The 18,378-nt window shown below is 56.9% G+C and carries 15 protein-coding genes; 9 read left to right on the top strand and 6 right to left on the bottom strand.

What is annotated here, in order from left to right; translation table 11 throughout:
- Positions 1 to 21: 21 nt before the first annotated feature.
- From BM151_RS20685 to BM151_RS20670, 4 genes are all read right to left on the bottom strand, one after another.
- Positions 22 to 342, bottom strand: coding sequence for a 2Fe-2S iron-sulfur cluster-binding protein (locus BM151_RS20685; RefSeq protein WP_090063132.1), 321 nt, complete (start codon positions 340 to 342; stop codon positions 22 to 24).
- 202 nt (positions 343 to 544) lie between these two features.
- Positions 545 to 1,723, bottom strand: coding sequence for an OmpP1/FadL family transporter (locus BM151_RS20680; RefSeq protein WP_177213243.1), 1,179 nt, complete (start codon positions 1,721 to 1,723; stop codon positions 545 to 547).
- A gap of 63 nt (positions 1,724 to 1,786) precedes the next feature.
- On the bottom strand, positions 1,787 to 2,542 hold the full coding sequence (locus BM151_RS20675) for an SDR family NAD(P)-dependent oxidoreductase (protein WP_090063128.1): 756 nt from the start codon (positions 2,540 to 2,542) through the stop codon (positions 1,787 to 1,789).
- Positions 2,543 to 2,593: 51 nt separating this feature from the next.
- A complete protein-coding gene (locus BM151_RS20670) occupies positions 2,594 to 4,081 on the bottom strand; it encodes an aldehyde dehydrogenase family protein (RefSeq protein WP_218151395.1) in 1,488 nt (495 codons plus the stop codon).
- 1,019 nt (positions 4,082 to 5,100) lie between these two features.
- Between BM151_RS20670 and BM151_RS20665 the strand changes: the two genes are divergently transcribed.
- Entirely contained in the window at positions 5,101 to 6,390 is a 1,290-nt protein-coding gene (locus BM151_RS20665) for a cytochrome P450 (RefSeq protein WP_090063125.1), read from the top strand.
- An 84-nt stretch (positions 6,391 to 6,474) separates the two neighbouring features.
- Positions 6,475 to 7,719, top strand: coding sequence for an NAD(P)/FAD-dependent oxidoreductase (locus BM151_RS20660; protein ID WP_090063221.1), 1,245 nt, complete (start codon positions 6,475 to 6,477; stop codon positions 7,717 to 7,719).
- Positions 7,720 to 7,737: 18 nt separating this feature from the next.
- Here the strand turns inward: BM151_RS20660 and BM151_RS20655 are convergent, their stop codons facing one another.
- Positions 7,738 to 8,523: a MerR family transcriptional regulator gene (locus BM151_RS20655; RefSeq protein WP_218151394.1), complete on the bottom strand. Its 786-nt coding sequence runs from the start codon at positions 8,521 to 8,523 to the stop codon at positions 7,738 to 7,740.
- 161 nt (positions 8,524 to 8,684) lie between these two features.
- Here BM151_RS20655 and BM151_RS20650 point away from each other — a divergent pair, with 161 nt between their 5' ends.
- The 7 genes from BM151_RS20650 (at position 8,685) to BM151_RS20620 (ending at position 16,962) form a co-directional block, all read left to right on the top strand.
- A complete protein-coding gene (locus BM151_RS20650; protein ID WP_177213242.1) occupies positions 8,685 to 9,758 on the top strand; it encodes a nitroreductase family protein in 1,074 nt (357 codons plus the stop codon).
- 103 nt (positions 9,759 to 9,861) lie between these two features.
- A complete protein-coding gene (locus BM151_RS20645) occupies positions 9,862 to 11,529 on the top strand; it encodes a GMC family oxidoreductase (RefSeq protein ID WP_090063117.1) in 1,668 nt (555 codons plus the stop codon).
- A gap of 71 nt (positions 11,530 to 11,600) precedes the next feature.
- Positions 11,601 to 13,097, top strand: a complete 1,497-nt coding sequence (locus tag BM151_RS20640) for an aldehyde dehydrogenase family protein (protein WP_090063114.1) — start codon at positions 11,601 to 11,603, stop codon at positions 13,095 to 13,097.
- A gap of 114 nt (positions 13,098 to 13,211) precedes the next feature.
- Positions 13,212 to 14,252: a TRAP transporter substrate-binding protein gene (locus tag BM151_RS20635; protein WP_090063111.1), complete on the top strand. Its 1,041-nt coding sequence runs from the start codon at positions 13,212 to 13,214 to the stop codon at positions 14,250 to 14,252.
- Between the two features lie 54 nt (positions 14,253 to 14,306).
- Positions 14,307 to 14,795 carry a TRAP transporter small permease gene (locus BM151_RS20630; protein ID WP_090063108.1) on the top strand — a complete coding sequence of 163 codons (489 nt, stop codon included), beginning with the start codon at positions 14,307 to 14,309 and terminating at the stop codon, positions 14,793 to 14,795.
- A 3-nt stretch (positions 14,796 to 14,798) separates the two neighbouring features.
- Positions 14,799 to 16,109, top strand: coding sequence for a TRAP transporter large permease (locus BM151_RS20625; protein ID WP_090063106.1), 1,311 nt, complete (start codon positions 14,799 to 14,801; stop codon positions 16,107 to 16,109).
- 94 nt (positions 16,110 to 16,203) lie between these two features.
- On the top strand, positions 16,204 to 16,962 hold the full coding sequence (locus BM151_RS20620) for a FadR/GntR family transcriptional regulator (protein ID WP_177213241.1): 759 nt from the start codon (positions 16,204 to 16,206) through the stop codon (positions 16,960 to 16,962).
- Here the strand turns inward: BM151_RS20620 and BM151_RS20615 are convergent.
- Positions 16,947 to 18,362, bottom strand: a complete 1,416-nt coding sequence (locus tag BM151_RS20615) for a hypothetical protein (RefSeq protein ID WP_177213240.1) — start codon at positions 18,360 to 18,362, stop codon at positions 16,947 to 16,949. The genes BM151_RS20620 and BM151_RS20615 overlap by 16 nt on opposite strands.
- Positions 18,363 to 18,378: the final 16 nt, after the last annotated feature.

The raw sequence follows: 18,378 nt of genomic DNA, 5'->3' as shown, positions 1-18,378 counted from the left end.
ACCTCCTTGGGGGTTGCGGGATTAGAACTGTTCGACCGGCAGGTGCAGCACCAGACCATCCAGTTCCTCGGTCATTTCGATCTGACATCCCAGACGCGCGGTCTCTGCAATCTCGGGCAGGAAGGTCAGCATCGACTCTTCGGCCTCGGAGCGCGCGCCGGTTTTGGCATACCACGCAGGGTCGACCGTGACGTGGCAGGTGGCGCAGGCGGCCATGCCACCACAATCGCCATCAATGCCAGCGATGTTGTTGTTCACGGCGATTTCCATGAGGTTATTGCCGATAGGGGCCTCGACCTCATGTTTGGTGCCATCGTGATCTACAAAAGTTACCTTAGCCATGTTCTCTCCTCAGGTTTGGCTTTGACGCTGGCCGCATCGACGGGGTCAGCGTACATTTGGTGTTCAGGCTCGGCCTTGGGTATTTGGTTGAATGAATTAATGGCCTGACCATTGTGCATATTGCAAGTCTAATTTGCCCCTGCGGCATGGCTTTGCCGGTTTGTCGCGCCGATTTGACGTAGGGGCAGGTGTTCAGCAGGTGTTAAAACGTCCAGCCGTAGCTGACCGCGAAGGTGTCGATCCGGGTCTCCAGGTCGGTGCCGGTGGAAATGCCGTCACCCCTCTGTTCACGCGATAAGGCTCGGTTCCAGGCAAAGCTCCACTCACGATTCTCGGACGCCTTATAGCTGGCGCCAAGGGCCACATGCGTGCGCGGGGTCACCGGGGTCAGATAGTTCAGCGCGTTGTTTTCCTTCTCCCACAAAAGTGAAGACCGGCTCACACCGCCGCGCAGCGTCCAATGATCGTTGAGCGCGTATTCGGCCCCGATCTTGACGATATGCTGCTCTTTCCATCCCGCACCCGGCCCATCAGGCGCGCCCAGCACAAAGCTGCCGGGGAACTCGTTGCCAAGCGGGGTGACGCTTTTCCAGTCGATCCAGTTGTAATCCGCCAAAAGCGTGAGTTGCGGCGTCACATCATAGGCTAGACCCAAAATCGCCCGCGCGGGCAGATCCACATCGGTCTCATCGGCAAGGTGATTCTCGTAGCCTTCGAGATCGCCCATGTGGATCTGGCTGAAATAGCTCGCGGACACCCGGAAATCTTCGTTCAGATTGCCCATGTAGCCGATGCTGAAACCGACGCCGAAAGAGCCGGTGTCGCCTTCGTCGGGCGCCCCGTAAGCCTGAAGGCCGGACAGTTCGAAATACTGTCCCGCCAACAAAAGCGAAGCGCCAATGGCATGATCTTCGTTCAACTTATAGGCCACAGAAGGTGCCAGGACAAGTTGCATCAGCGTGGCGCCCGTGTCGGTCACGCCGGGCGCTGGCGGGATCGGTTCGCCGTAATCCACCATCACGCCAACGCCATAGGTCGAGAGGCCAAAGGCCCATTGGTCGTTGAATTGATAGGACACGCTCGGAAGCGGGGCCGCAATGATGGGATCATCGCTATAGTCCCCGCCCAGAACGGTCGAATTGATGTCCACCGAAAGGGCGACCCCGGTGAGATCGACGCGGTTACCGGTAAAGGCAAAGCCCGCCGGGTTGAGCGCCCCGATCTGGGAATCCGTCGGATGGGCGGCCCCGGCCCCGGACATGCCCAGCGTTTTTGCGCTGTAGCCCGAGAACATGAGACCGTCATTGGCCAGCGCGGCCATCGGCGTGGCGAGCGTCAGGCCTAGAACGCCAAAGGCGCGATATGCGTTAAGTTTTGTCATTTTTCCTCCCTGATTTAAACCCCGACCGCTCATTTCCTCCTTTGAGCGGTCGGGGGAAACGCTTTACTGGCTGAAGAAAATGCCGCCATCGACGATGATGTTCTGGCCGGTGATGTAGCCGCCTTCGTCGGAGGCGAGGAAGGCCACCGCATTGGCGATGTCTTTCGGCTCGGAGGCGCGTTCAATCAGGCGCATGGAGCTTGCGACGCCTTCAAAGGCTTCGTGCTGATCGGTGTTGGCCTTGGCGTTTTCCGAATGGGTGTAGCCGGGGGAGACGGCGTTCACGAGCACACCGCTTTTGGTCACGGCCATTTCGCGTGCCATGGCGCGGGTCATGGCGGCAACGGCGCCTTTGGAACTGACGTAATGCAGCATCATCGGAATACCCAGATGCGCAATCACGGAGGCGATGTTGATGACACGACCAGCTTCGGATTTGCGCAGCGCCGGCAGACAGGCGGAGGTGGCGATCCAAGGGCCCATGACGTTGACGTCCATCAGCTTGCGCCAATCGGCCTCTTCGATGGCTTCCATCGGCGTGTAGTTCAACCCGGTGAAAATGCCCGCGTTGTTGACCAGAATGTCGATGCCTCCGAATTTTTCCTCGGCGGTGGCTGCGGCTGCGGCCATGGAGTCCTTGCTGGTCACGTTGGCCTCGACACCGATGGTGTTGCCGCCCATTTCAGCGGCGGCTTCAGGCGCACCTTTGATGTCGGCGATGACGACATTCGCGCCTTCCTTCTGGAACAGCTCGGCGATGGCGCGGCCGATGCCTGTTGCGGCGCCGGTGATGATGGCAGTTCTGCCTTGAAGTTTCATGCGGTTTCTCCTGATTTTCGCAAGTCTTTGGGTTTTGCAAATCTGTTGTGATCAGCCAAATTGTGCGTCTTCGAGGGCGATGACGACGGATTTGGTTTCGGTGTAGAGGCTGACGCCCTCTTCGGCGACTTCGCGGCCCCAGCCGGATTCCTTGAATCCGCCAAACGGCATGGACGGGTCCACGATCCCGTGGCAATTGACCCAGACCGAGCCCGCGTTGAGTTTGTTGGCGGTGATATGCGCGGTGCGCAGGTCGTTGGTCCAAAGGTTGGCCGCAAGCCCGTATGCGGAATTGTTGGCCTCCTTGACCACCTCATCCATGTCCTCAAAGGCGGCAACCGACAGAATCGGGCCAAAGATTTCCTCTTTGACGATGGACATGTCCGCCGTTGTGTTGCCAAAGATTGTCGGCTTCACGTAATAGCCTTCGTCGCCCGCGGTCTCGCCGCCACAGACAAGATCGGCGCCCTCGGCCTTGCCCTTTTCGACATAGCTCATCACGCGGTCTTGCTGCGCTTTGGACACAAGCGGCCCAAGCATATTGGTTTCGACCCGACCATTGCCCATGGGCAGGCTTTCGGCCACCTGCGCCAGGCCCTCGACGACGGGTTCGTAAACCGATTTGTGCACATAGAGGCGGGTGGCGGCGAAACAGATCTGACCGGAGTTGAAGAAACAGGCCAGAGCAGCCCCGGGAATGGCCTGGGACAGGTCGGCATCGGCGCAGATGATCGAGGGCGATTTTCCGCCAAGCTCAAGCCCCACACGTTTCATGTTGCCGAGGGCCGCGGTGGCGATTTTCTTGCCAGTGGCGGTCGAGCCGGTAAAGGCGATCTTGTCGATGCCCTCGTGTTCGGCCATGGCCTGACCCGCGGACTGACCGTAGCCCGTAACCACGTTGACCACACCTTCGGGCACGCCCGCCTCATGGATCAACTGCACCAGACGCAGCGCGGACAGGGACGTCATCTCGGCCGGTTTCAACACGACCGTACAGCCCGCCGCCAAGGCCATCGCGATTTTCCACGAGGCCATCGCCAGCGGATAGTTCCACGGCGTGATCGCGCCGACGACCCCCACGGGCGCGCGTTGGGTATAGGCGTGGAACAGGCGGCCATCGCCTGAGACCGGCACCGTCTTGCCGCCCAGTTTGGAACACCAGCCGCCCATGTAGCGGAAAATTTCGGCTGAAGCGGGCAGGTTGACCATCATCGCCATGCCGACCGGCATGCCGTTGTCATAGCTCTCCAGAAGCGCCAGCTCCTGGGCGTGCTCTTCGATCTTGCGGGCGATGTCTTCCAACAGCCTGCCACGATCAATCGGGCGCATCCGGCTCCAGGCGGCGCTCTCAAGCGCGGTACGGGCGGCGGCAACGGCGCGGTTCACGTCCTCTTTTCCGGCGGCGGCAATGACCGAAATCTCCTGGCCGTTCGAGGGGTCCTCGACGGCGATGGTTTCCTCGGATGCGGATTTCACCCAGACGCCATTGATCAGCATTTGGCCAGTCGGGGTTTGGATCAGGTCCTTGATATCAGTCATGTGATGGTCTCTTTTTAAAGTGGCACCCGTGAAGCGGGCAAAAACCGGGCGACCCATTCGCGAAGCGAACAGGCATACCCTTGCGACAGAGCTGAGGGCGACGCGAAGGCCGACCTCACATCAAGTGATCAGATGTGGAAACCCGCTGATACGAGCGGTTGTGTTCATTGTGCATCCTCCCATCGCGGCCCGATGCGACCTGCATGACGCGCTCTCCCGTGCGCTTTTCTCTGCCATGCGATCAGGTGTCGGGCCTGTCACTGGACATGAACCTAGGCGGAGGGCTCCGGATATGTCAATCATTTTTGCGTAATGGAAAAACGCAAAATTCGAGGGCGTTCTGTCTCGGGGTCGTTCTGATTTTCTTTGCGCCCGCAGCAAGACATTGGAATAAAATGGATTGTTCCGGCATATATCAGGATTTTCCCGGCTTGCGGGCCGGTTTTGCCGTTTTATACAATTCCCCATGGAATATCCGGCAGGGTCGCGGGGGCGATTCTGTTGTCGGTTTCCATGTGTTCTCGGGGGGCATTTCCGATAAAAGGAGGTGCCATTCAATATTTTGATTCTTTCGTGCAGCTTGCGTGACGCGGAGTGTGAAATGTTTCATTTTCGCGCCTCATCCGTTTTCAGGGCACCAAAGGTGAATTCCTATAAAAACAAAGTAAAACAGCATGTTATTTGGGGTATGCCACATTATTTTGCCTCAGATTTTGCCTTCGATCAGGGTCCGTGATATGAGGGGTAATCTTGTAAATCATGTATTTTGTACAAAAAATGTTGACGTGAACTCCGTGACGATCCTAATTTGCGTATGCTTATATCGCAAAATGTTGAGGAGCATTTGCTGAAGCTCTGGGAGGAGAAATAATGCACATAACCGCGAAAAAATGCGGAGCGCGTCACGTCTGAGACGGGTGATCCGCGCGAAACAGGGGATGTTTCGCGTCTCTTCTTTCCTGCAATCGAAATGGGCCTCAGGCAAAAGCTTGGGGTCGCTCTAGATATGGAGTAAACACATGGCTCAGACCATACCCACCGAACTGGTTGCCCCACTTTTCAATCCGCTGACCTTCGGCGAGGGGAAACGTGACAAGGCGCATGAAATTCTGCGCAAAATCCGTGCGGACTATCCTTTGGCGAAAGCGGAAGTGCCCGGTTTCGATCCAATGTGGATCGTGTCCCGCTACAAGGATGTGCGCGAAGTGCTGCGCAATGACGATGTGTTCCGCTCGGCCATCGAATCCAAAACCCTGGTGCCCCAGAGCGGCAAGCAGCTTGTGGCCGAATTTACCGGCGGCGAAAAGAACATCCTGAAAACGCTCGTTCATATGGATGGCGAAGAGCATATTCGCCACCGCAAGCTGACAGCCCCGGAATTCTCCCCGGCCGGGCTTTCCAAATTTGTTCCGCAGGTGCAGGAAAGCGCAGATCGCTGGATCAAGGTGATGGAAGAGCAGGGGCCGGAAATGGATTTCGCCAAGGAAGTGGCCTTCCGCTATCCGCTTGAAGTCATGATGGATATCGTGGGTGTGCCGCGCGAAGAGCACCCGCGTATCCTGGAGCTGGTGCAGTGGTTCTTCAACTTCGCCGATCCCGACCTGATGCGCCCCGGCGCCGACCCCACCGATCCCGATGAGCTGGTGAAAACCTGGAACCTCGTGAACCAGGAATTCGGCAAATACTATTCCGGGATCATCGAGGATCGTCGGAGCTGCCCGGTCGATGACGTGGCCTCCATCCTGGCCAACAGCGAAAAGCATGGCTGCCCGATGGACCCGCGCACGATGATCTCGTATTTCCTGATCTTCTCTTCGGCCGGGCACGATTCGGCTGCGGCCACGACGGCGTCGTCGATGTGGTACCTGGCGGAAAACCCGGATGTCCTGGCGCAGCTGCGCGCCGATCCCAGCCTCGTTCCCTCCTTTGTCGAGGAATCGATCCGCTGGGCCTCCCCGGTGCAGCAGTTCATCCGCACCGCGGCTGAGGATTACGAGTTGAACGGCCAGCAGATCAAAAAAGGCGATCAGCTTTACGTGTCCTATTTTTCGGCCAACTTCGACGAAGAGGTCTTCGAGGACCCGTATACCTTCACCGTGGACCGCCGCCCGAACCGGCACATCGCCTTTGGGGCCGGGGATCACATTTGTGTAGGCTCGAACCTTGCACGCCTTGAGCTTAAAACCTTCTGGGAAAAACTGATCCCTCGGCTTGAAAGTGTCGAACTGGCCGGCGAAGCCCAGATGGCGAATTCCGAATTCGTTTGCGGGCCCAAGAAAGTGCCGATCCGCTATAAATTGTCCGCTTGACTAAGCCGACCCACTCCCTGCCTGCGTCCCGGCGAAAATTCACGCCGGGGCGTCTGGCGTTTCATGAAGGATAAAGACGAAACAATGACCACCAGCACAGATCAGAACATTCTCATCCTTGGCGCAGGTCAGGCCGCTGGCACGGCCGTGGCGAGTTTGCGACAATTTGGGCATAAGGGCCCGATCACATTGATCGGCGACGAACCCGCTCCCCCCTACCAGCGCCCGCCGTTGTCCAAGGCGTATTTCAAAGGGGAGCTTCCCGAGGAACGCCTGTTCGTAAAGCCGCTTTCCTTCTACGAAACCCAGAACGTCACTCTCAGGCTCGGCACCTCCGCGAAGACGCTCGAGCGCGCCAACAAGACGGTCACGATGGAGGACGGCACAAGTCTGTCCTATGACAAACTGATCATCGCCACAGGCTCACGGCCCCGAACCCTTCCCGTCAAAGGAGCCGATCTCGATGGGGTCTTGACGCTGCGCAGCCTTGCGGATGTCGAAAAATTGCAAGTCTACGCCACGCCGGGCAGGCGTATTGTCGTCATCGGTGCGGGCTATATCGGTCTCGAAGCCGCGGCAGTGGCCCGCCAGATGGGGCTGGAGGTCACTGTGCTGGAGGCGTCGGAGCGGGTTCTCGCCCGCGTCACGAGCCCGACGATTTCGGAATTCTATCAAACCGTTCACCGTCAGAACGGCGTAGATATCCGCGTATCAGCTCGGATGGAGGGGCTGGAAGGCGATGGCTCTCATGTGACCGGCGTGAAAATGGCGGATGGAGACATCATCCCGGCGGATGTCGTGCTCGTCGGGATCGGTATCCTTCCCAATCAGGATCTGGCAGAGGCCGCCGGGCTGCTTTGTGAAAACGGCATCAATACGGATGCCGAGGCCCGGACCAATGATCCCGACATCTACGCCATCGGCGACTGTGCCAATCGTGAGATCGTGCAATACGGCTATCGCGGGCGGCTTGAAAGCGTCCATAACGCCATCGAGATGGGCAAGATCGCCGCGGCCTCCATTTGCGGCAAGCCGGCGCCAAAGCTGGATGCGCCGTGGTTCTGGTCGGATCAATACGATCTCAAATTACAAACCGCGGGATTACTCACAGGGTTCGATCAGGCCGTGGTGCGCGGCGATATGGAGGCGCATAAGTTTTCGGTCTGGTATCTCAAAGGCGGGCGCTTCCTGGCGGTTGATGCCATTAATGTCCCGGGAGATTTCATGGCGGCAAAGCGCCTGGTGGGCAGCGGAGCGATCCTCGATCCCCAAGAGCTGGCCGATGTGATGAGCGACCTGAAAAGCCTAGTGCTCACGGCGGTCAGCTGAGGCGCTGCGCCCAAAGCATCAAGCGTCCTCCTTGTCTTGAACGATTGCAAAATCAGGACCAATTTTCGCCAGAAAACTCTTCAGGCGGAGCAAGCCGAAAAACTCCAGCATCAGAGGCAGGGCTTGCTCCAGCATATCAACCGCTTTTTGTTCATTGATACGCCCCTCGACGCGTTCGCGAAACAAATGCGATTCATGTGTGGCAACATATTCTGCCGCATGGCGGTAATAATCGAGAATATCAACCGAAAACCCGTGCGCCTCATCAAAACCCGCTTCGCGCATTTTCTGCCAGATGCCAAGCATGCGCGCATCTGACAGGCTCAGCATCGGACCATTCCTACCTTCCAGCAGGGTGACAAGCCCCTTGTTCGCCATAAGATGCGCATCGCTGAAAGAGAACGGGTTCTGCTCCGACAGGCTCTCAAGGCTCACATGCCCCGACCCGTCATACTCCACGCGCGAGGCCAGCAATGTTTCCAGACTTTGAAACGCATGGGCATCAAGCCCGCGTTCTATTTGCTTTCCGCTTAAGAAATCCCGGATTTGCGGCAGCGTCATGCCGGATTTTTTTTGCAGATCCCGCACCGCGCGGATCGCCTCGACATGGCTTTGATCATAATCGGCAACGTTTGGCTTGGGGCGCACTGGCTCCGGCAAAAGCCCATACCGAAAATAAACCCGAATGGTTTCCCGATTGACACCTGTTTCTGTTTCGAGATCGCGCATTTTCATGGCAAACTTTATAGGGTGCCTGCCTGTGGCGCGCCAGCCGTTTTCAGGGCAAATGAGCTGTTCTTCCATCAAATTCATTTAATGGAAGCACCAATTTCCAGAAAAAACTCAGGATGGAGAAAAAATAAGCGTCCGGCCCAGATTTATAAGGGTATTGCGAGGTGGTAAATAAAGTGCATATTGGTAGAACCATTCAAATATCAGACAAATCGGAAGCCATGACACGGACCATGACACAGGCACAGAATTCCCATAAATCCGGCAAGGAGGCTGGCCGCGCAATTCGCAGCGGGCGCATCGGGTTTTGGCAGAAATTCCGACTGCTCCAACGCGTTGTCACAAACTATGCGTATGACGCCCGCCGCTTTCGGCGCCACGCCTATCTGTATGAAGCGCGCCGCAGGGAGCAGCTCTGTGCCAGGGTGCTCGCAGATGCGCATTTCCTCGAATACGGCATGGCCTTGCGCAATGCCCGCCCGGGGTTTGGCGTGCAGCGCGCGGTGCGTTTGGCAAGGGATTTGTGCCAACTGCATGATATGGATGCCCAGGACGGTCGTGGTGCCGAAAAGTCAAAAAGCATGATGGCAATCGGTCGATCGGTTTTGTCGTCTTATCTGGAGTTCAATGCCCAAACGCAGCAAGGCGATCTCGACGAAGTGCGCGCGCGCGCTCATCTCTTGCAACAGCATGTGACAACAGAAAACCCCGCGGGGACACGGACAGTCACGCGCGAAGCAATACAATCCGCCTCAGAAATTGATTTTGCCGGATTTGCGGCCGCCCGTCATTCCGTGCGGCAATTCATCCCCGGAGCGGAGCCTGTCGAGGAGATCAGGCGCGCCGTCAGCATTGCCCGCACCGCCCCTTCAAGCTGTAATCGCCAAACCTGCCGTGTTCATGCCTTCACTCAACCCGAATTGATGGAACGCGTGCGCAAACATCAGGCAGGCAACCGGACATTTGGCCATGAGCTTTCCGGGCTGTTGGTCATCGCCAGTGACTTGCACAACTGGGAAACGGTTGGTGAAAGATATCAACCCTGGATTGACGGCGGGCTTTTCGCCATGACGCTGCTCTATGGCTTGCATGCACAGGGCTTGGGGACATGTATGCTCAACTGGTCTGTCGAAAAAACACAGGACAAACTCCTGCGCGCAGAGCTTGGGCTTGGCGACGAACACCTCGTCATTGCGATGATCGGAATCGGTTGGTTGCCCGACAGATTTTCGGTTTGCGCGTCTCATCGTCTGGAATGCGATGATATTTTGCAACTAAACCAGATAGATAAATCACCCCCGCATTAAAATCACTCACGGTTTTCAGAGCGATTGACAGACAGGTGATATTTTGAGTTAAATGGTCAGGCCATTAAAAAAACAGTCCAAGATTTGGCAAGCGGGAGGAAACATGTCGGACATCCACTTTGACTATGTGGTTATCGGTGCCGGTTCGGCGGGTTGCGTTATTGCAAACCGTCTGTCGGCTGATTCAAAAATGCGCGTGGCACTGGTTGAGGCGGGCGAATCCGACCGGCGTTTCCCTCTGAATCTGAAGGTGAAACTGCCCTTTGGAAATATTTTCCTGTTGCCTGATGATCGCTATAACTGGAAAGACGAATTCATCGCCTCGGAAACGGGACCTGACCGCCGTATTCCCTGTCCGCGCGGAAAACTGGTCGGGGGATGTTCCGCCGTCAACGGGACGGTCTACATGCGCGGGCATTCTTCCGATTATGACGAATGGGAAGCGCTCGGCAATACGGGCTGGGGGTATACCGATGTGCTGCCCGCGTTCAAAGCACATGAAAACTCGGCATTGAACGTCAATCACGCGTATCATGGCACAGATGGCGAACTGAACACCGGGACGGTTCCGACCCCCAACGAGATTTCCGGGGCCCTGATCAATGCAGGTGCCGAAGCCGGACATGACGCGGTTATGGATTTCAATGGCCCCCAACAGGACGGGTTTGGCCTTTTTTCCGTCAATCAAAAGAAAGGCATGCGCCAAAGTTCAGCAGAAGCCTTTCTGTCTCCGATCCGAAAGCGCAAGAACCTCACGATTCTGGATCAGTCTCTCGTCGAGAAAATCAATGTCGAAGAGGGCCGGGCCAAGAGCCTGACAATCACGCGCAAGGGCCAGCGTCAAACCATACATGCCGCATGTGAGATCATCGTGTCCGCCGGGACGATCAATTCGCCGCATTTGCTTATGCTATCAGGCATCGGGCCGAAATCCGAGCTGGAACAACATGGGATTGATGTGATTGCCGATCTTCCGGGGGTGGGGCAAAACTTGCAGGATCACCCCTCCGTTGGCGTGGCCTTTGAGGATATCGCGGGGAAAACGCTCGCCTTGTCATTGAAAACACTTCCGAAACTGGCGATTCAGGCGCTGCGCTATATGTTGACCCGCAAGGGGGTTTTTGCCTCCAACGTTGCCGAAGTGGGCGGCTTCATGCGGTCCCGGAAAGGGCTCAACCGCCCGGACATCCAGATCACATATCTTATGGGTCTGAAAACCGCCGCGTCCTTCGTTCCGCGCAAACATGGTTTTGTCGCTCTGGTCAATATCTGCCGTCCCAACAGCCGCGGAAGGATCGAGCTGAAATCCGCCTCACCGAAGGACCGGCCCACGTTGTTCGCAAATTTTCTGGACACGCAAGAAGATGTGAACACGCTGGTTGCCGGCATTCGCGGCATTCGCGAGATCATGACAAAGCCCGCCATGGCACCCTATGTCGGCAAGGAGTTGCAGCCCGGAGCGCAAGTGCAGAGCGACGAGGACCTTCAGGCCTATGTGTGCAGCACGGTTGCCACGGTCTATCATCCTGTCGGCACCTGCAAAATGGGTCCTGACACCGATCCGATGGCCGTCGTGGACCCTCAGTTGCGGGTCCACGGGATCAAGGGTTTGCGTGTCGCGGATGCGTCGATCATGCCCAATATCGTGGCCGGAAACACATCGGCCCCTGCCATGATGATCGGCGAAAAGGCCGCCGCCATGATTCTCGCCGATCATGTGCAGAGCGCCCGCACAGCCGACAAAACAGCGACAACGACACACGCTGCCTGAGCCGAGCGACAGGCACACAAGACTCTGCAAGGGGCTGACCTCTGCGAGATCATTATGCACGGGAGAAGAATATGACGATCAACACTCAACGTTTGCAAGAGGCCATTGCGCTTGCAAAGTCGCAGCCGGGGCAACTTCTGATAGATGGCAAATGGGTTGATGCTCTCTCTGGCGAAACCTTCGACACGACGACTCCTGCCAATGGGCAGGTGATCCGCGCCATTGCCAAAGGTGGTCCGGCCGATGTCGATCTTGCGGTTGCCGCTGCGCGCAAGGCCTTTGAAGAGGGCCCGTGGTCCAAATTTTCGCCGTTTGACAGGCAGGCCGTTCTCCTTCGGCTTGCCGATCTGGTTGAAGCCAACTGGGACACCATCGCGACGATGGATTCGATTGATCTGGGCAACCCGATCGTTCGGACGAGTGCCGCAAAGCGGCGCTCTGTTGGTTTGTTGCGCTATTATGCTGGTCTGGCCACGGCGATACATGGTGATACGATCACCAATTCTTTCCCCGGCAACCCGATGTCCTACACGCTCAAGGAACCTGTCGGTGTCGTCGGCGCGATCAACCCTTGGAACGGTCCCTTCGGGATGAGCGTATGGAAAATTGCGCCTGCGCTCGCGACGGGGTGTACCGTCGTGCTCAAGCCCGCGGAACAGGCTCCAATCTCTCCCATTATCTTCGGTCAGCTCTGTCTGGAAGCGGGGGTTCCGCCGGGTGTGGTGAACATCGTTTCGGGGATGGGAGATGCAGGCGCTCATCTGGCGGCGCATCCCGATGTGGATAAGATCGCCTTTACCGGATCGACCCAGGTTGGTCAGCGTATCATCGCGGCCTCCGCCGGCAATGTGAAGCGTGTGACCCTAGAACTGGGCGGCAAATCTCCGAACATCGTTTTTGCAGATGCCGATCTCGACAAAGCGGTGCCAGCCGCAGCGATGGCGGTTTTCCTGAACTCGGGCCAAATTTGTTCGGCGGGCACCCGGCTTTTCGTCGAAAATGCGATCTATGACGAGCTCGTAGAAAAACTGGCGAATTTTACCAAGGCTCTCAAAGTGGGCGACCCGCTCGATCTCGCAACCGAGCTGGGTCCGGTCGTTTCCCAAGAGCAAATGGACCGGATCATGGGCTACCTCGACCTCGGACGAGAGCAGGGCGCCAGTGTCGCAGCAGGCGGCACGCGGGTGAAACATGGCGGGCTTGAGAGCGGGTATTTCATTGAGCCGACGGTTTTCTGCAATGTTGATGATGACATGAAAATCGCCCGTGAGGAAATTTTCGGGCCGGTCCTCTCGGCCCTCAGGTTCAGCGATGTGGATGACGTTCTCAAACGCGCCAATGACACAAATTTTGGCTTGGGCAGCGGTGTGTGGACGCGCGATATCGGGCGCGCCACATATATGTCGCGCCGCCTGAAAGCCGGCAGTGTTTGGATCAATTCTTATCAGCTCATGGACCCTGCCGTTCCGTTCGGCGGTTACAAGATGAGCGGCTATGGCCGGGAATCCGGGACGGAACATGTCGAGGAATTCCTCAATACAAAATCGGTATGGATTCCTGAGAATTGATCTAATCTTAAAAATGCAAGGAGTGTCTCGCTAAGGAGGAGTGGGGCACCCCGAAGGCACAAACGCACAGCTACGGCCGATAACAGTCGGTGGCGTTAAATCAGGGAGGAGAAAATGATGACATCATACATGAAGGGGGCTATTTCAGCGGCTTTGTTGACCGCTGCAATGCTTGGGGCGGAACCTGTATGGGCCGCGGATGAGGAGGTTACGTTATCCGTATCGCTTTTCACCCCGCCATCGAGTGATCTCAACAAGTCTTTTCGCAGCATTCAGGAAGCCCTGAATGAAGAGACCGGCGGACGCATTACGTTCGAGATGTATGAGGCCAGTCAGATGGGGCCTGCGCCGCGACAGTATGATATGGTGCGCAAAGGCGTCGCCGATATCACTGTGGCGCTTTTGGGGCTGACACCGGGGCGGTTTCCGATGATGGAAATGCTGGATATGGCAGGCGTCGTAGACACGGAACTTGGCGAAAATGTCGCGGGTCCGGCCTCCGCCGCTGTTCTTGACCTTTCCGAGACCTATCTTTCAAAGGAATTGGCTGGTGTAAAGCTGTTGAACATTACGGTTCTGCCCAATCCAATCATTATCACGAAAGAGGAATATACAGATCTTGACGATCTGAAAAATCTGCGAATCCGTCATCCTGGCCCCACCCACGCAAAGACGCTTGAGGCACTTGGTGCCGTGCCGACCTTTGTTCCCTCGACGGAAATGTCGGAAGCGATTGCGCGCGGCAATATCGATGGCATCCTGACGGGCTATACCGGTATTCGGTCTTTCAAACTTCTGGACAGCGCGAAATATGTTCTCGAGCTTGCCTCGGGCGGCATGACCTTTGCGGTCGTGATGAACCAGGACGCCTATGACAAGATGCCCGACGATCTCAAGGCGGCTTTTGACAAACATTTTGGGCCGGAAGGCCAGCAGTTTTGGGGCCGCGTTCTGGCGCGCGGAGAGATTGAAGCGCGCGAAGAGCTTGTGGAACAGGGCCTCGTGATCAGAGGCCTGAGCGCAGAAGACTCTGAGAAATTCTCCGAGATTTCCCAACATCTGCGGGAAGAAACCGCTGCGGAACTGGATGCAAAGGGGCTGAACGCCTCCAAGTTTCTGACCGATCTCGAAGCCACGGCGGCGACATACCGTTGAGAATGATCCTGCACCAGGTCGAGAGGTCTGGTGCATAAATTCAGCAGAGGTCCCATGTCTTATTTCAGCAAGCTCAGCCGCGCTATGTCGATCGGTGCGGCGTTTTTCATCGCGATCATCATCCTGGCAACCCTCTACGACGTGTTGACAGGCTTGATCACCGGCCGCCCCGTGAGCGGTGTCTATGAAATTGTCGAAACATGTCTCGCCTTTACGATCTTTCTGGCGGTTCCCGAAATTTTTCGTATCGAAGGCAATATCCGCATTGATCTGATCGATTATGTGGTGCCGCGCCCGGTTTTGCGGCTCATACGTGCAATCGCGCGTGTCCTGACGTTTGGGTTCGCTCTGCTGATTTCTGTGGCCGTCCTGTCGCCCTTCCGCGATGCGATCATGTTTGGCGATACGAAATATGAAACCGGCATCCCCGTCTGGTTCATCTGGCTTCCTATCGTGATCGGCTCGGCTTTTGCCACTTTGGCGACCGTCTTTGTGATCATCTGGCCAGACTATGAAGCCAAAACCTACTCGGGAAAGGAATAATCCATGACGGTTCAACTGATCGGCCAGCTCGGCATGCTGGCTTTGATTTGCCTTGTATTTCTTCGGGTGCCCGTGGCGGTTGCCATGGGACTTGTCGGGTTTTTCGGCTATGCGGCAATCAATGGATTTTCTAACGCGTTACAGGTGACGGGGCAGGTGCCCTATGATGTGGCGACGCATTACACCCTGTCGCAACTGCCGCTTTTTGTGCTGATGGGCGATCTCGCTGTGCGCTCCGGCATGTCTTCGCGCCTGTATTCCGCCACGCGCGATCTGTTTTCCGGCCTGCGCGGGTCTCAGGCCTACGCGACACTCGGAGCAAGCGCCGGCTTTGGCGCGGTGTCCGGCTCGTCCATTGCAACGGCCGCCACGATGACCCGTGTCGCCGTGCCCCCCATGAAGGAGGCCAAATATGATGACCGCCTTTCCGCAGGCTCCATTGCCGCGGGGGGAACATTGGGCATCCTCATTCCGCCTTCCATCGCGCTGGTCATCTTTGCGATGATCGCAGAACAATCCGTTCCGCGCCTGTATGCGGCCAGTTTGATTCCGGGGCTTTTGCTGTGTCTGCTCTATATTCTCGTCGTCGCCTTGCTTCTGCGCCTCTCCCCCAATTGGGCGCCGGTGGATGGGACACGCAAATCCCTGTTCGACAGGCTGCGCTCTCTCGGACAGATCTGGGAAATCGTCTTGCTGTTCCTCGTGGTGATCGGCGGGCTTTATTCCGGCATCCTGACCGCGACCGAAGCCGCCGCTGTCGGTGCGCTTGGCGCATGGCTTTTGGGTGTGATCACACGGCGCCTGTCCTGGAAAGACACACGTACCGGCATCTATGACACGATCCGCACCACCGCGATGCTTTTCGTGATCCTGTGCGCGGCAAACATATTTACCTATTTTGTGGTGCTCACGCAAATCCCTCAGGGGCTCGCCGCCCTGGTCGATGGGATGGATCTCCATCCGATTGTCCTGATGTTGCTGATCGGTGTCTTTTATCTCATTCTCGGGTGTTTTCTGGAAGCCTTCGGCATGATCCTCATCACGGTGCCGATTCTGATGCCGCTGGTGCAACAGGCGGGCTTTGATCCGATCTGGTTCGGCATCTTTCTTGTGATCATGATCGAAACCGGGATGATCACGCCGCCCGTTGGCATGAATATCTTTGTCATGCAAAGCCAGTTGCCGGACATGCCCTTGCCGCGTCTTTACCAGAGTGTTTTGCCATTTGTGCTGGCCCCGGTGGTGTTAAGCGTGATCATCATTTTCTTTCCTGCCATCGTCACATGGCTTCCCACGCTCCTGTTCGAGAGATGAAAGCGACAGGACAGCTGTTGTCGGCACGTTGCTGAGAGGATATGCGCATGCTAACCTTATAAAAATGGTCTGCCCATTAGATGGAAGTGTCCCCGTGCAAGAACAGAAAAAATTCAAACCCGTGCGTACAAAACGTGCCTTCGAAGAAATCTGCGACCAGATCCGGCATGAAATACAGACCGGGACCCTGTCGGCCGGAGACAAATTGCCATCAGAGCGTGAATTGGCCGATGCGTTTGAGGTCAGCCGCTCTTCGGTACGCGAGGCCTTTCGGATGCTTGAGATCGGTGGCGTTCTCTCCCTGCAAAAGGGGGTGAAGGGCGGGGCCGTCGTCATGCAGGGCAATCCCAAGCCAATCACGCAGACGATGAAAGATCTTCTCTCGCTTGGCGGCTTGTCCCTGGCGGATTACACAGAAGCGCGTGTCTGTTTACAGCGCGAAATCATCCGCCTGGCCTGCGAGCGCGCCGATGAGGATGCGTTGAATGCGCTTGAGGCCAATGTCGAAGAATTGCGCCTGGCCGGGGATGGCATCGATGTCGATGAACGCACCCGCCTGACGCGCGAGTTTTATGACATTCTGGCGCGGACGACAAAAAACCAGGCCATGGAGGTCATGATGAATGCCTTCACGGAACCGCTGAGTTATTATTTGCGCCGGATTGGGCCGGACCGTACATGGGATGTCGCAGCGTCCCGTGCCAAATTCCTGGAACACCTTCGCGCGAGGGATGTAGAGGCGGCCATTGATGAAATGGTTGCGCATATGCAGAGGCTTCACAGCTATCTTCTGTCTCAGGAAAATGCGCCGGTCGTGACGGGGGCCGCAGCAAACCGCTACCAAAACACATAGAAGGCGACCGCCGCGGCACATTCGACCGCGAGGCAAAACAGCCAGTTCCATTTCACCCCCGCGACGATCGGAGGGTGATCTGTCGCATTCGCGGCGATCGCGAGCGTCGATGTGGCCGGAGAAACGATCAATGCGATCGCCCATCCACTCAAGGCAGAGAGCAGCAACAGCTCCGGCGCAATATCTATTCCCGCCGCGACAACGGCACTCACGCCAATCGTGGACGCGATCATTGGATTGAGCCCCAGCACGGCCCCGATAAGAATCAACAAGCTCAGGACAATCGCAAGGCCAGACCCGCTCAAACCGCTTGCCACTATAAGCTCGGCCACGGCCGGGCCGGGGATCATCGTCGATACGATAAGGCCAAGAAGTCCCGCGGAGGTGATGATGGCCAGTTCATTCACGACCTTTGGCGTGTCGGTGAAAGTGTCCTTGCATAGACCGGCAACGGCCACGCGCGCCCCTCCCGTTTGAGAGATCATGGCCCAGCCAAAGGAAAACAAGGGGACGATGATGAGCATGGCCCCTCTCAGAGGCAGGCCGAACAGGGTTTCTATCAAGGCGGCCCCGCCGCTGATCGCGATCAGCACAGCCAGCAGACCGAACAGGCCCCAGACGCGCGCGGCCCCCGGACGGGTCGATTTCGATTGCATTTTGGGGCTTTGAACATAGTCAACGCACCAGCCGATCGTCAAACTCACCGCCGCCGCGGCCAGCCCATATGGCAGGAACTCGGTCCAGCTCGTCCCGGGAACCAATGTCAGAAGCATATTGAGACCCAGGCCTAGCGGCGACCAGAAAATATTGGCGGAAAAGCCGCGCATGACCGCGCTCGAGATACGCCGAATCTGGATTGTGCGTACCGGATCGTCGATGGCACGGGATTTTGGACCACGCAACGCCACATGCATGAGCAACAACAATCCGCCGATATTGAGAAGCACGCCGAAAATATGCCCTCCGAAACTCAGAAAGGCGAACCGCCTGGCAGGGGGTTGATGCACGATAAACTCCCCGGCCTCATGCACCATCCTGCTCGACATTGCACTGATGCGCAGGGGGATGAGCACGGTGATCAGGGCCGGCAGATATGAGGCGCGTGCCGCGATTGTGATGAGCCCCGGACGATCGTAATCGCCCATGAGATACAGGCCAAGCACCACGACCAGCGCCAGAAGCATGAGCCTTGCGGTCAGTTTGACCCTGTCGAGTTCCAAAAGCAATGCACCCATCAACATCACGAGCGAAATGGCCGATAGGATCAATTGGCCAAATATGATCTCTGACAGCGCCAGTATGGCGGTGCCGAGAATGCAGGATGCGGAAAGGGCATGGCGAAAGTGGGACAGGGCGAAGCCTCCTTTGAATGGTTCTACCAATATTATATAAAAAGGCAACAGGGCGTTTGTTCAT

This window comes from Celeribacter neptunius (assembly GCF_900113955.1).
Taxonomy (GTDB): domain Bacteria; phylum Pseudomonadota; class Alphaproteobacteria; order Rhodobacterales; family Rhodobacteraceae; genus Celeribacter; species Celeribacter neptunius.
The sequence above is the reverse complement of the archived record's forward strand: the minus strand, read 5'-3'. Positions and strand labels throughout refer to the sequence as shown.